Source organism: Acidovorax sp. GW821-FHT09B03 (assembly GCF_059418305.1).
The window spans coordinates 34,972-48,160 of the sequence record NZ_JBWKPP010000010.1; the positions used below are offsets into that span (position 1 = coordinate 34,972).

Consider the following 13,189-nt stretch of genomic DNA (forward strand, 5'->3'; position numbering starts at 1 on the left):
CACAACATCCAACACCCATGCTCAAAATCCACCACCTCGGCCACTCCCAATCCGAACGCATCGTCTGGCTCTGCGAAGAGCTGGGCCTGCAATACGACCTGGTGCACTACAAGCGCGATGCCGTCACGCGCCTGTCGCCGCCCGAACTCAAGGCCCTGCACCCGCTGGGCGCCGCGCCGCTCATCGAAGACGGCAGCCTGCTGCTGGCCGAGTCGGCCGCCATCGTCGAGTACATCATCGCCAAGCATGGCGGCGGCCGCCTCAAGCTCTCGCAGGACCATGCCGACTACGCGCAGTACCTGTACTGGTTCCACTTCTCCAATGGCAACCTGATGCCCGTGATGGGCCGCATGATGGTGGTCAACCGCGCCCAGCTGCCTGCCGACCACCCGGTACAGCAGAACGCGCAGGTACGCCTGGACCGGGTGCTGGCGCTGGTGGAGGCCCGACTGGGCGAGGTGCCCTACTTCGCAGGGCAGGAGTTCACGGCCGCCGATGTGATGAGCGTGTTCTCGCTCACCACCATGCGGCTGTTCCAGCCGCTGGATCTGGGGCCTTACCCCAACATCCGCGCGTACCTACAGCGCATCGGGGCGCGGCCGGCGTACCAGCGTGCGATGGCGAAGGGGGATCCGGATCTGGTGCCGTTGCTGGGCTGACAGCGCGGTTCAACGGAGCTTGCGCGACATCACAACCTTCCCTTCGCAAACACCCCGATCCGCAGCGCCGTATCCGGGTCTGCAAAGCAGGCATTCGCAGCCTTGCCCTCTGCCACCAGCGCCTCTTCGATCTTCGGCCCCAGGCCTGAAGTCAGCACGCGCTTGAGCCGCGCGGTGGCGCCAGCCGAGCGGGTGGCCACCTCGGCGGCCAGGGCCAGGGCGGTGGGCAGCATCTGGTCGGCAGGCACCACGCGGTTGACCAGGCCCTGGGCCTTGAGGTCCGCGGCGCTCTGGCGTTCGCCCAGCACGATGAGCTCCATCGTGCGCTGGTGGCCCAGGGCCTGGGGCAGCAGGTGGGTGACGCCGCCGGTGACGAAGTGGCCCAGTGCCATCTCGGGGAAGAAGCAGACCAGGGTGTCTGCAGCGACCACCATGTCGCAGTTGAGTACCCACTCGAAGCCGCCGCCCACGGCATAGCCGTGCACGGCGCCGATGACGAGCTTGGGGCCGAACATGATGTCGCGCGTGATCTGCTGGATGCGCTCGCAGTGCTCGGCGATGGCGGCGGGGCTTTCGGACTGTTCACCGAACTCCTTGAGGTCGTCGCCTGCGCAGAAGGCGCGGCCTGCGCCAGTGAACACGATGCAGCGCGTGGCGGGCTCGTTCTGCGCGGCCTGCAGGGCGGTGTGCAGGTCCACCAGCAGCGTGCCGCTGATCGCATTGAGTCGCTCGGGGCGCTGCAGGGTGACGACGCTGACGGCGCCGTCCATCGTGTGGGTGGCAAAGCTCATGGTTGGTCTCGCTTTCTTCGTTCGTTGGATGGTCAGTTGGTGGTGCGCAGCGTCTCTGCTTCGCGGTCCCAGGTCCCCGGCGCAATGCCTTCGGCCTGCAGGCGGAATTTCTCGACCTTGTCGGTGGGGGTCTTGGGCAGTGCGGGCAGCAGGCGCAGGTAGCGCGGCACCATGAAGCGGGCCATGTGTTCGCTGCAGTGCTGCGCCAAGGCTTCGGGGCTCAGGCTGGCCCCAGGGCGCAGCACCACGCAGGCCATGACCTCTTCCTCGGTCATCTCGCTGGGCACGCCGAACACGGCGCATTCGAGCACGTCGGGGTGGGTCTCGATGCCCATCTCGACCTCGGCGGCCGAGATGTTCTCGCCGCGGCGGCGCACGATGTCCTTGGTGCGGCCGACGAAGTACATGTACCCCTCTTCGTCCTGGCGCAGCAGGTCGCCGGTGTGGAACCACAGGTCCTTGAAGGCGGCGAGCGTGGCCTCGGGCATGCCGTAGTAGCCCTGCATGAGCAGGCCGGGCTGCTCGGGGCGCAGCAGCAGTTCGCCGGGCTGGCCCACGGGCACTTCGAAGCCCTGCGGGTCTGCCAGCCGTGCACGGAAGGCAGGGGCCACCTTGCCGCACGAACCCCTGCGCCGCGGTTCGTGCAGCGGCGTGTACATCACGCCGCCGGCCTCGGTGGAGCCGTACAGCTCTACCAGACGGCAGCCGAAGCGCTCCTCGAACTGCGGGGCGAACGCGGGCAGGGGCACGCCCCAGCCCAGGCGCGCGCGGTGGTCGCGGTCGCGGGGTGATGGCGCCTGCTTCCACAGCATGGTGACCGTGGCGCCCATGAAGTCGAACACGGTGGCCTGCAGGGCGCGCACCTCGTCCCAGTAGCGCGAGACGCTGAAGCGCTCGCCGATGGCGGCCACGCCGCGCAGCAGCAGCGCGGGCACGATGGTCATCACCGTGGCGTCCAGGTGGAACATCGGGTACGGGCAGTACAGCACGTCGTCGGGCCGCAGTTCGAGCCCCGCGATGAACAGCCGTGCCTGGGCCAGCACGAAGCGGTGCGCGATCATGGCCGCCTTGGAGCGGCCCGTGGTGCCCGAGGTGTAGAGCAGCAGGCACAGTGCATCGCAAGCGACTTCGGGGCGCGGCAGGGTGTGCTCTGTGGGCTCCACGCTGCGCAGCAAGGCGTAGGGTGAGCATCCTGCCGCATCGGCCGCATCGGCCGCATCGGCCGCATCGGCCCCCACCACGAAGACCTGGGTGGCCGTGGCCAACCGGGCCTGCACGTCGGCCCACTGGGGGTGCAAGCTGGCGTGCACCACAGCCAGGCGGCTTTCCACGAGGTTGACCGCGTCGGCCAGCACCGTGCCGCGAAACGAGGTGTTGACCGGCACGGCCACCGCACCCAGCTTGGCCAGCGCGAACCAGAGCACGGCCATCTCGATGCAGTTGGGCAGCATGAGGCTGACGTGGTGGCCCGCACGCACGCCCTGGGCATGCAGGCCGGCGGCCAGGCGGTCGCTTTCCTCGTCGATCTGGCGGTAGGACCACTCGCCTGCCGCCATGCGGATGAAGGGCTGCTCGGGTACCTCGGCGGCCGCGCGGCGCAGCTCGGCACCGAGCGAGGGGGCGAAGGGGTCGTGGGTGGTGGTGGAAGGGGCGTTGGCCATGGGTGTTGCAGGATAGGAAGGCCCTGCTCTCAGGGCAAGCTCCGTGCCACATGCGGCAGGCCGGTTTTATCTGGGAACGCCGCTCTCTGCATCCGACGTGGGGGCATATGATTTGCAACGAACGTTCAATAATTGAACGTTTCATATTGCAACACCATGCCCACCAAGCGACCACCCTCCCCGCCCCCTGCTGCAGCCGGCAGGCCCGATGACCTGCTGGAGCGCCAGGGCCAGCTTATCGAGGAGCTGCAGACCCTGGTGAACCATGTGCCCTATGGCCTGATGGTGCTGGAGCCCGGGGGCGTGGTGCGCCACCTCAATGCCGAGGCGGCGCGCCAGCTGCGGTTGCCGCGCCACCTGGCGCAGGGGCGCACGCTGGGGTCGCTGCTCGACTTCGACACCATGGTGGAGCAGGTGTTCCTGACCGGCGAGGGCTATACCGACCGCGAGCGCATCATCGCCACGCCGCGCTTTCAGCTGCATGTGCTGGACACGGCGGTGCCCGTAAAGGCAGCCGACGGGCGCGTGCTGTCGGTGGTGAACACCTTCCGCGAGATCAGCGGCGTGCACCGGCTGGCGGACCGCCTGGCGGGCAGCCAGGCGCGGCACACCTTCGACACCATGGTCGGGCAGAGCCCCGCGCTGCGCGCCACCATCGCCGCTGCGCGCAAGGCGGCTGCGGGCCAGGCCAATGTGCTGCTGTGCGGCGAGAGCGGCACGGGCAAGGAGGTGCTGGCCCAGGCCATCCACAACGCCAGCGCGCGGCGCGACGGCCCCTTCATCGCGGTGAACTGCGCGGCGCTGCCGCGCGATCTGATCGAGAGCGAGCTGTTCGGCCATGCGCCGGGCGCCTTCACGGGTGCTCAGCGCGAGGGGCGGCCGGGCAAGTTCGAGGCGGCCAGCGGCGGCACCATCTTTCTGGACGAGGTGTCGGAGCTGCCGCTCGATGTGCAGGCCAAGCTCTTGCGTGTTTTGCAGGAGCGCGAGGTGGTGCGCCTGGGCAGCACGCGCGCCGTGCGCGTGGATGCGCGCGTGGTCACGGCCAGCAACCGCGACCTGCACGCCATGGTGGCGCGCAAGGAGTTCCGCGAGGACCTGTATTACCGCTGCCATGTGATCGCACTGACCCTGCCGCCGCTGCGCGAGCGCCCGGCCGACGTGGCGCTGCTGGCCACGCATTTCCTGGCGCGCTACGGTACGGCGCTGGGCAAGCCGGTGCATGATTTGCCGCCTGCCGTACTGGCCGCCCTGCTGCAGCACCCCTGGCCGGGCAATGTGCGCGAGCTGGAGAACGCCATGGAGCGGCTGGTGAACCTGAGCGAGGGCGGCACGCTCGATGCCGGCGTGCTGGGCCTGGTGCCGGCGTCACCGGGTGCACAGGCCCCCGCGGACTCAGCCCCTGGCACCGAAGTGCGCAGCCTGCGCGCGGCCGAGCGCGAGGCCATCGTGCAGGCGCTCAAGGCCCACCGCTACAACGTGACACGCGCGGCGCAGGCCCTGGGCATTGCCAAGCCCACGCTGTATGCCAAGCTGCGCCTGCACGGCATCGCGCTGGAGCGGCCACTGGCCTAGGACGGCCGAACCGGCCTATTTCGCCACGTAGTCGTGCGGTGGGTGCAGCGGCTCGGCGGGTTCCTCCGCGGCCACGGCGGTGTTGGCCCCGGGCACGGCCTTGCGCGCGAACAGGGTGTACATGGTGGGCACGACGAAGATGGTGAGCAGCGTGCCCAGCGACATGCCGCCCACGATCACCCAGCCGATCTGCGAGCGCGTTTCGGCACCGGCGCCCGAGGCCAGGGCCAGCGGGATGGCGCCGAGCACCATGGCGCCCGTGGTCATCAGGATGGGGCGCAGGCGCTGGGCCGAGGCCTTGACGAGCGCGTCCACCATTTCCAGGCCCTGCTCGCGCAGCTGGTTGGTGAACTCGACGATCAGGATGCCGTGCTTGGTGATCAGCCCCACCAGCGTGATCAGGCCGATCTGCGAGTACACGTTGAGCGAGCCCCCGCTCCACTTGAGCGCCAGCAGCGCGCCGATCATGGACAGCGGCACCGAGACCATGATCACCAGCGGGTCGATGAAACTCTCGAACTGCGCCGCCAGCACCAGGAAGATGAACACCAGCGCCAGCAGGAAGACGATGCCCAGAGCCCCCTGCGAGCTGCGGAACTCGCGCGAGGTGCCGTTCAAATCGGTGGTGTAGCCGGGCTTGAGCACCTTGGCGGCCGTGGCGTCCATGAAGCCCAGGGCCTCGCCCAGCGAGTACTCGGGCGACAGGTTGGCCGTGATGGTGACCGAGCGGCGCTGGCCGAAGTGGTTGAGCTCGCGCGGGCTCACGCTTTCCTTGACGTTGACCAGGCTCGAGAGCGGGATCATCGCGTCGTTGCGGCCGCGCACGTAGATGCTGTCGATGTTCTCGGGCGTGGTGCGGCCGCTGGCCTGGGTCTGCACGATCACGTCGTACTGCTCGGAGTCGCGCTTGTAGCGCGTGACGGTGCGCCCGCCCAGCATGGTCTCGATGGCCTTGGCCACCACGTCCACGCTCACGCCCAGGTCGGCGGCGCGGTCGCGGTTGACGGCGATGCGCAGCTCGGGCTTGTTCAGGCGCAGGTCGGCCTCGGGGGAGATGATGCCGGGGTTCTTGGCGATCTCGGCCATCATGGCGTTGGACACGGCGTTGAGGTTCTCGTAGCTGTCGGAGGTCTGGATCACGTAGGTGAGTGGGCGCGCGCGGAACGGCTGGCCCAGCGACGGCGGCGTGATCAAGAAGGCATTCACCCCCGGCAGGCCGACCACCTTGGGCTGCAGCTCGCGCACCATGTTGAGCGTGCTGCGCGAGCGGTTCTCCCAGTCCACCGTGCGGTAGATCACGCTGCCCTGCGCTACCGTGGGGTTGCCGATGTTGGCGAAAATGCGGTCGAACTCGGGGTAGTCGCGGCCCACCTTTTCGAGCTCCAGCGCATAGCGGTTGGTGTAGTCCAGCGTGGCGCCGTCAGGCGCGGTGACGTTGACCAGGATGGTGCCGCGGTCCTCCAGCGGCGAGAGCTCCTGGCGCATGCCGGGGTAGACCAGCACCAGCGCGGCGCCGCTGACCACCATGGCCAGGATCACCAGCCAACGCGCCTGGAACAGCGCGCCGCGCACGCCCCCCGCCCGGCCGCCCCAGCGCGCGGTGACGATCCAGCGCAGCAGGCGGCCATAGGCGTCCGACAGGGCCGTGAGCCAGCGCTCCATGGAGCGGTCGAACCAGTTGGGCTTGGGGTTGTGCTTGAGCAGCAGCGAGCACATCATGGGCGACAGCGTGAGCGCCACGAAGCCCGAAACCACCACGGCGCCGGCCAGCGCCAGCGCGAACTCGACGAACAGCCGGCCCGTGCGGCCCGGGGTGAAGGCCAGCGGCGCATACACGGCCACCAGGGTCAGCGTCATGGCGACGATGGCAAAGCCGATTTCGCGCGCGCCCTTGATGGCGGCCGAGAACGGATCGAGCCCCTCCTCGATGTGCCGGTAGATGTTCTCCAGCATCACGATGGCATCGTCCACCACCAGGCCGATGGCGAGCACCAGGGCCAGCAAGGTGAGAGTGTTGATCGAGAAGCCGGCCAGCGACATCAGCGCAAAGCTGCCCACCAGGCTCACCGGGATGGTGACGATGGGGATGATGGAGGCGCGCGCCGTGCGCAGGAAGACGAAGATCACCAGCGCCACCAGCACCACGGCTTCGGCAATGGTGGTGTAGACGCTCTTCACCGAGCGGTCGATGAACAGCGAGTTGTCGTTGGCGATGTCGATCGCGATGTCCGGCGGCAGGTCGGCCTTGAGCGTGGGCAGCATGGCGCGCACGCCGGCCGACAGCTCCAGCGGGTTGGCCGTGGCCTGGCGGATCACGCCCAGCGAGATGGCCTCGCGCCCGTTCAAGCGCACGCGGCTGCGGTCGCTGGCGGCGCCCTCCTCCACCCGCGCCACGTCGCGGATGCGCACCGGAAAGCCGTTGACGGTGCGGATCACCACGTTCGAGAACTGCGCCGGGCTGGCCAGATCGGTCTGCGAGGTGACGCTGAATTCGCGCTGCTGCGACTCGATGCGGCCGGCGGGCAGCTCCAGGTTGTTGCGGCGGATCGCGTCTTCCACGTCCTGCGTGGTCAGGCGGTAGCCGGCCATGCGCTCGGGGTCGAGCCACACGCGCATGGCGTAGCGGCGCTCACCGTAGATGGGCACGTCGGCCACGCCGGTCACGGTCTGCAGGCGCGGCTTGACGATGCGGTTGAGCAGGTCGTTGATCTCCAGCGGGGTGCGCGTGTCGCTGCTGAAGGCCAGCCACATCACGGGCGAGGCGTCGGCCTCGACCTTGGCGATGACGGGCTCGTCCACCGCATCGGGCAGGCGGTTGCGCACGCGGGCGGTGCGGTCGCGCACCTCGGCGGCGGCGTTGTCGGCGTCCTTCTCCAGGCGAAAGCGCACGCTGATCTGGCTTTGCTCGGCACGACTGATGGAGGTGATCACGTCCACCGCGTCGATGCCGGCAATCGAGTCTTCGAGCGGCTTGGTGACCTGCGACTCGATCACCTCGGCCGAGGCCCCCGCATAGCGCACGCTGACGGTGACCACGGGCTCGTCGATCTTGGGGTATTCGCGCACCGACAGGCGCGTGAAGCTCACGGCGCCGATCAGCAGCACCAGCAGCGACAGCACGGTGGCAAACACCGGCCGGCGGATCGATAGTTCAGCGAGTTGCATGGCAGGGGCTCATGGAGGGGGGTCGCCGGCTCGCTCAGCCGGGCTGGCGTGGCGCTGCGGCAGGGGCCTGGCGGCCCGGGGCGGTGCCCGCCACCTGGCAGGGGTTGGGGCCGGGCGGCGGCTCGGCCAGCACGGCCACCGCAGGTGCGGCGGGCGCAGCAGGGGCCGCCGGGGCCGGCACGGGAGCCGGTGCGGCAGAGGCGGGTACATCGGCCGCGGTGGCTGTGCCCGACGCAGCGCCCGAGGCCGCGCGCGCAGGCCCGCCAGCGCCCTTGGCCTTGCCAGCCGCCTCCGGCTGGCCCAGCACCACCACGCGCACGGCGGTGCCGTCGCGCTGGATGCGCTGCTGGCCGGCGGTGACGACCAGGTCATCGGCGGCCAGGCCGTCCACCACCTCCACCAGGCCGGGGGCACGTGCGCCCAGCTTCACGGCGGTGCGCTGGCTCACGCGGGTGCCGGGCTCCTTGCCCTCGATCACCTTGTAGACGAAGGCGTTGCTGCCCTCGGGCACGATGGCCTCCTCGGGCACCACGCGGGCGTTGGCACGTTCGGAGAACACCGTGGTCACGCGCGCGAACATGCCGGGGCGCAGCTGCAGGCGGCGGTTGTCGATGCAGCCGCGCACGGCGACCGCGCGGCCATCGGCATCGATCTGCGGGTTGATGGCCTGGATGACGGCGGCGTAGCGCACGCCGGGCAGCGCATCGAAGGCCACGCGCGCCGTCTGGCCGGTGCGCACCTTGGCCTGCAGGCGCTCGGGCAGGCGAAAGTCTACGTACACCACGTCCAGGTCTTCCACGTTGACGATGTCGGCACCGTCCTTGAGGTAGTCGCCCACGTTCACGCCGCGGATGCCGGCAATGCCATCGAACGGCGCCAGGATGCGCAGCCGCGAGGCGGTGGCCTGCGCCAGCGCGAGCTTGGCCTGGGCCACTTCGAGGTTGGCCGCGCTCTCGTCGACCGAGCGCTGGCTGATGAAGCCCTGGGCCACCAGCTCCTGGTTGCGCTTGTGGTTGGCCTGGGCGATGGACAGTTCGGCCTGGCTCTGCTGTACCTGGGCGCGGGGCAACTGGTCGTCGAACTGCACCAGCACCTGGCCCTGGCGCACGCGCTGGCCATCGGTGAAATTGAGTGCCGTGATGCGCCCGCTGACTTCGGGGCGCAGCACCACGCTGCGGCGCGAGCGCAGGCTGCCCACGGCCTCGGCATCGTCGCGCAGCGCCATCTGGCGCACGGGCACGGCCTCTACGGCCACCACCCGGCCTGCACCACCCTGCCCGCCCGGGCCCCGCGCACCGGCCGAGGGGGCGTTGCCCCCTGCGGGCGCGGATGCAGCGTCCGTCTTGGGCGGCGCAGCGGGTCGCTGAAGCCACCATGCGGCCCCCGATGCGGCAGCAATGCCGACGACAGCAACAACGATGTAACGGGTTTTGGACGCCATGGATCAGCAGCAGCAATGAAATCGGTGGAGCCGCATGGGTGCGGACAATCCATCAATGTATCAGTGTGTGTCCAAAACCGCAGCCTCCGGCGATACCGGGGTGGGGCATTGGAGACAGATCCACGCCCCTTGCGTCTCAGATCCGGCCCAGCGCCTTGTCCACGCCTTTGTTGGCCAATTGGTCGGCGCGCTCGTTGCCGGGATCGCCCGAGTGGCCCTTGACCCAGCGCCAGTCGATGCGGTGCCCGCCGCTGGCGACCAGCGCATCCAGGCGCTGCCACAGCTCCACGTTCTTCACCGGGGCCTTGGAGGCGGTGCGCCAGCCACGGGCCTTCCAGCCGTGGATCCACTCGGTGATGCCCTTGCGCACGTACTCGCTGTCCAGGTACAGGGTGACGGCGCAGGGGCGCTTCAGGGCAGCCAGCGCCTCGATCACAGCCAGCAGTTCCATGCGGTTGTTGGTGGTGCCCAGCTCGCCGCCGAACAACTCCTTCTCCGACGTGCCTGCGCGCAGCAGCACGCCCCAGCCGCCAGGGCCAGGGTTGCCCTTGCAGGCGCCATCGGTGTAAATCACGACCTCGTTCAAATTGGATTCCTGTTCTCGTTCTTCTTTCATGTCCATCGCCATCAGCGCCGATGGGTGGCGCCCGGTGGCGAGGGTGTGCGGTGCGCCACGGGCACGGTGGCCGCGTTGCGCTGGCGGGCGGTGCGCCAGCCGGGCTCCAGCAGGCGCATGCCATGCACGCGCTTGACGGCCACCAGGAAGTACCCGGCTCCGAAGATCGGCCACCATTTCTCGCCCAGCGGGTCCAGCCAGCCAAAGCGCTCTATCCACTGGCTGCTGCGCACCGCCGGACAATAACAGCCAAACCGCGCGGATTCGACCTCGAAGCTCAACAATCGCAGCCAGTCGCGCAGGCGGCGGTAGCCAATGAACTCGCCCACGTCGGGCAGGTACAGCGTGCTGCGGCCCAGCCGGCCGTACAGCCGCGCACGCCGCTGGCGCAGGCCCCACAGGCTCATGGGGTTGAGGCCGCTGATCACCACGCGCCCTTCGGGCACCAGCACGCGCGCCACCTCGCGCAGCGCGGCGTGGGGGTCGATGCTCAGCTCCAGCGTATGGGGCAGCACCACCAGGTCGAGGCTGCCCTCCGCAAACGGCAGGGCCACGGGCTCGGCCAGCAGCGCAATGCCCTGGCGGGGAGTACCATCCGCGCGCAGGCCGGCGTCCGTCGGCAGGCCCTCGCCGTCCGCCGCCTCCTGGCCCAGCACCAGCCACTGGTTGGGCATGCGGTTGGCACGCAGGCCGTCCAGCAGCGGCATGCCCAGCTGCACGGCGTGGTAGCCGAAGAGGTCGGCCACCGCCTCATCCAGCCGCGCCTGCTCCCAGGCCAGCAGGTAACGGCCGGGCGGGGAATCGAACCAATGGTGCAAACCTATAATTTGATCGCTCATGAACCTGCTACCGCTGCCCGCCTTTGCCGACAACTACATCTGGATGCTGCACGACACGCGCCAGGCCATTGTCGTGGACCCGGGAGATCCCGCACCGGTACAGAAGGCTTTGCACGACCAGGGACTGCGATTGCAGGCCATTCTAGTCACGCACCACCACAACGACCATGTGGGTGGGGTGGACGTGCTGCGCGAGGCCACGGGCGCCACCGTGTACGGCCCGGCACGCGAGAAGATCCCCGAACCCCTGGTGCGCCTGTCCGCCGGGGACACGGTGGACGTGGCCGGCCTGCACTTCACGGTGCTGGACGTGCCGGGCCATACGGCCGGGCACATCGCCTTCTACTGCGCGGACATCGGGGGTGCGCCCGTGCTGTTCTGCGGCGATACGCTGTTTTCGGCCGGCTGCGGGCGCCTGTTCGAGGGCACGCCGGCCCAGATGCTCGGCTCGCTCGACCAGTTGGCCGCGCTGCCAGGCCACACGCGGGTGTGCTGTGCGCACGAATACACACTCTCGAACCTTAAATTCGCACGGGCGGTGGAACCCGGCAACCAGGATCTGGTCCACTACCTCGGCTGGTGCGAGGAACAGCGGGCACGCAACGTACCCACGCTGCCATCGACCATTGCGCAGGAGCGCGCGGTGAACCCCTTCCTGCGAGTGCGCGAGTCCGAGGTGCGCCAGGCGGCACAGCGGTTCCACCAGCAGACCGATCAACACGACGCGGTGGCAGTGCTGGCTGCCCTGCGCCAATGGAAAAACGAGTTTCGATGAAAATTGTGCACATCGCATGCCTGGCGGGCATGCTCTGGCTGACTGGCTGCGCCACCACCGGAACCAACACCGCCAACAACACGGCGTCCGGCACGCCGGATGGCACCCCTACCCCCACCAGCAACACCCCGGCACGCCCCGCGCACACGCCGTTCATCCCGAATGGGCCACTGCAGCCCATCATGGCGGTGAACGCCTTCAACAACGGCGGCGTGGCCTCGCTGTCGGCCCCGGCCGACCTGTGGGACCGCATACGCCGCGGCTTCGCCATGCCCGACCTGCAGCACGAGCTGGTGCAGGACCGCGAGCAGTGGTATGCCACGCGGCCCGACTACATCCAGCGCATGACGGAGCGCTCGAGCAAGTACCTGTTCCACATCGTCGAGGAACTGGAGCGCCGCGGCATGCCGACCGAGCTGGCGCTGTTGCCCTACATCGAGAGCGCGTTCAACCCGCAGGCCGTGTCGAGCGCCAAGGCGGCCGGCATGTGGCAGTTCATGCCGGCCACGGGCAGCTATTTCGATCTCAAGCAGAACGCCTTCCGCGACGACCGGCGCGACGTGCTGGCATCGACCCGCGCGGCCCTCGATTACCTGCAGAAGCTCTATGGCATGTTCGGCGACTGGCACCTGGCCCTGGCTGCCTACAACTGGGGCGAAGGCAGCGTGGGCCGCGCCATTGCGCGCAACCAGAAGGCGGGCCTGGGCACCAGCTACACGGACCTGAACATGCCGGCCGAAACCCGGCTGTACGTGCCCAAGCTGCAGGCGGTGAAGAACATCGTGGCCAACCCCGACGCCTTCAAGGCCGAACTGCCGCTGATCGAGAACCACCCCTACTTCCAGACGGTGGACATCACCCACGACATCGATGTGGCGCTGGTGGCCAGCCTCTCGGGCATCCGCGAGGAGGATTTCCGCGCGCTGAACCCTTCGTACAAGCGCCCTGTGATCCTGGCGGCCGGCACGCCGCAGATCCTGCTGCCCTGGGACAACGCCAAGGTCTTCCAGCGCAACCTGGAAGCGCGCCGCGAAGGCCAGTACGCGAGCTGGACCGTGTGGTCCGTGCCCACCACGATGACGGTGGCCGACGCCGCCCAGCGCGCCGGCATGAGCGAGGCCGATCTGCGCGCCATGAACAACATCCCCCCGCGCATGCTGATCAAGGCCGGCTCGGCGCTGATGGTGCCGCGCTCCGTGACCACGCGCGAGGACGTGTCCTCGCACCTGGCCGACAACGGCCAATTGGCCTTTGCCCCCGAGATCGTCACGCGCCGCACCACGGTGCGCGCCCGCAAGGGTGAAACCGTGGCCAGCGTGGCCAAGCGCTACAACCTGAGCGCCAGCAGCGTGGCCGACTGGAACGACGTGAAGGCCGGCGCCGCCTTCAAGCTGGGCCAGCAGGTCGTGGTCTACCTGCCGGTGCGCGCCGCCGTGGCCGCGGCCGCCACCCAGGTGCGTTCATCGAACGTGCGCAACGTGGTGCAGGCCCGCGGCAACAAGCAAAGCGCGGCCAAGGCCCCGCCGTCCGCCCCCGCCAAGCGCGGCGGCACGCCTTCCAAAGTGAAGAAACGCTGAACCCCACGGGTCTGCCGCACAACAAGCAGACAGACCCTGTCCTCAAGAGCGGCTGAAAGACTTTCCTGGCTAGGCACCTCGTCGCAGACAGTA

10 protein-coding genes are annotated in these 13,189 nt (G+C 69.0%); 4 read left to right on the plus strand and 6 right to left on the minus strand.

All coding sequences use genetic code 11. The annotated features are described in order from the left end of the window. The first annotated feature begins 17 nt into the window (after positions 1-17). Positions 18-659 (plus strand): glutathione S-transferase family protein, encoded by a 642-nt coding sequence (locus tag AC07PA_RS18460; protein ID WP_494606111.1) that lies wholly within the window; start codon positions 18-20, stop codon positions 657-659. Between the two features lie 29 nt (positions 660-688). Here the strand turns inward: AC07PA_RS18460 and AC07PA_RS18465 are convergent, their stop codons facing one another. Continuing rightward, positions 689-1,450 (minus strand): enoyl-CoA hydratase/isomerase family protein, encoded by a 762-nt coding sequence (locus tag AC07PA_RS18465; RefSeq protein WP_494606113.1) that lies wholly within the window; start codon positions 1,448-1,450, stop codon positions 689-691. Positions 1,451-1,482: 32 nt separating this feature from the next. Further along, positions 1,483-3,111, minus strand: a complete 1,629-nt coding sequence (locus tag AC07PA_RS18470) for an AMP-binding protein (protein WP_494606115.1) — start codon at positions 3,109-3,111, stop codon at positions 1,483-1,485. A gap of 156 nt (positions 3,112-3,267) precedes the next feature. Here AC07PA_RS18470 and AC07PA_RS18475 point away from each other — a divergent pair, with 156 nt between their 5' ends. Continuing rightward, a complete protein-coding gene (locus tag AC07PA_RS18475; RefSeq protein WP_494606117.1) occupies positions 3,268-4,683 on the plus strand; it encodes a sigma-54 interaction domain-containing protein in 1,416 nt (471 codons plus the stop codon). Positions 4,684-4,698: 15 nt separating this feature from the next. On the opposite strand, the gene AC07PA_RS18480 is transcribed toward AC07PA_RS18475, so the two are convergent. From AC07PA_RS18480 to AC07PA_RS18495, 4 genes are all read right to left on the minus strand, one after another. Further along, entirely contained in the window at positions 4,699-7,848 is a 3,150-nt protein-coding gene (locus AC07PA_RS18480; RefSeq protein ID WP_007847991.1) for an efflux RND transporter permease subunit, read from the minus strand. A 34-nt stretch (positions 7,849-7,882) separates the two neighbouring features. Next, complete coding sequence (locus AC07PA_RS18485; RefSeq protein ID WP_494606119.1) at positions 7,883-9,289, minus strand: efflux RND transporter periplasmic adaptor subunit; 1,407 nt, start codon at positions 9,287-9,289, stop codon at positions 7,883-7,885. Positions 9,290-9,425: 136 nt separating this feature from the next. Next, positions 9,426-9,875 carry a ribonuclease HI gene (gene rnhA / locus AC07PA_RS18490; RefSeq protein WP_035201835.1) on the minus strand — a complete coding sequence of 150 codons (450 nt, stop codon included), beginning with the start codon at positions 9,873-9,875 and terminating at the stop codon, positions 9,426-9,428. Between the two features lie 41 nt (positions 9,876-9,916). After that, positions 9,917-10,744, minus strand: coding sequence for a class I SAM-dependent methyltransferase (locus tag AC07PA_RS18495; protein ID WP_145698002.1), 828 nt, complete (start codon positions 10,742-10,744; stop codon positions 9,917-9,919). On the opposite strand from AC07PA_RS18495, the gene gloB reads away from it, so the two are divergent. Together gloB and AC07PA_RS18505 are read left to right on the plus strand one after the other, a co-directional pair. Then, positions 10,743-11,519 (plus strand): hydroxyacylglutathione hydrolase, encoded by a 777-nt coding sequence (gloB, locus tag AC07PA_RS18500; RefSeq protein WP_007847979.1) that lies wholly within the window; start codon positions 10,743-10,745, stop codon positions 11,517-11,519. The two genes, AC07PA_RS18495 and gloB, sit on opposite strands and share 2 nt — an antisense overlap. Continuing rightward, a complete protein-coding gene (locus tag AC07PA_RS18505) occupies positions 11,516-13,096 on the plus strand; it encodes a transglycosylase SLT domain-containing protein (RefSeq protein ID WP_494606122.1) in 1,581 nt (526 codons plus the stop codon). Before gloB ends, AC07PA_RS18505 begins: the two co-directional genes overlap by 4 nt. Positions 13,097-13,189: the final 93 nt, after the last annotated feature.

What these genes read in the sequence shown, in the direction of transcription:
- AC07PA_RS18460 (WP_494606111.1), top strand. Translation starts at nt 18, where the DNA reads ATGCTCAAAATCCACCACCTCGGCCACTCCCAATCCGAACGCATCGTC.
- AC07PA_RS18465 (WP_494606113.1), bottom strand. Translation starts at nt 1,450, where the DNA reads ATGAGCTTTGCCACCCACACGATGGACGGCGCCGTCAGCGTCGTCACC.
- AC07PA_RS18470 (WP_494606115.1), bottom strand. Translation starts at nt 3,111, where the DNA reads ATGGCCAACGCCCCTTCCACCACCACCCACGACCCCTTCGCCCCCTCG.
- AC07PA_RS18475 (WP_494606117.1), top strand. Translation starts at nt 3,268, where the DNA reads ATGCCCACCAAGCGACCACCCTCCCCGCCCCCTGCTGCAGCCGGCAGG.
- AC07PA_RS18480 (WP_007847991.1), bottom strand. Translation starts at nt 7,848, where the DNA reads ATGCAACTCGCTGAACTATCGATCCGCCGGCCGGTGTTTGCCACCGTG.
- AC07PA_RS18485 (WP_494606119.1), bottom strand. Translation starts at nt 9,289, where the DNA reads ATGGCGTCCAAAACCCGTTACATCGTTGTTGCTGTCGTCGGCATTGCT.
- gloB (WP_007847979.1), top strand. Translation starts at nt 10,743, where the DNA reads ATGAACCTGCTACCGCTGCCCGCCTTTGCCGACAACTACATCTGGATG.
- AC07PA_RS18495 (WP_145698002.1), bottom strand. Translation starts at nt 10,744, where the DNA reads ATGAGCGATCAAATTATAGGTTTGCACCATTGGTTCGATTCCCCGCCC.
- AC07PA_RS18505 (WP_494606122.1), top strand. Translation starts at nt 11,516, where the DNA reads ATGAAAATTGTGCACATCGCATGCCTGGCGGGCATGCTCTGGCTGACT.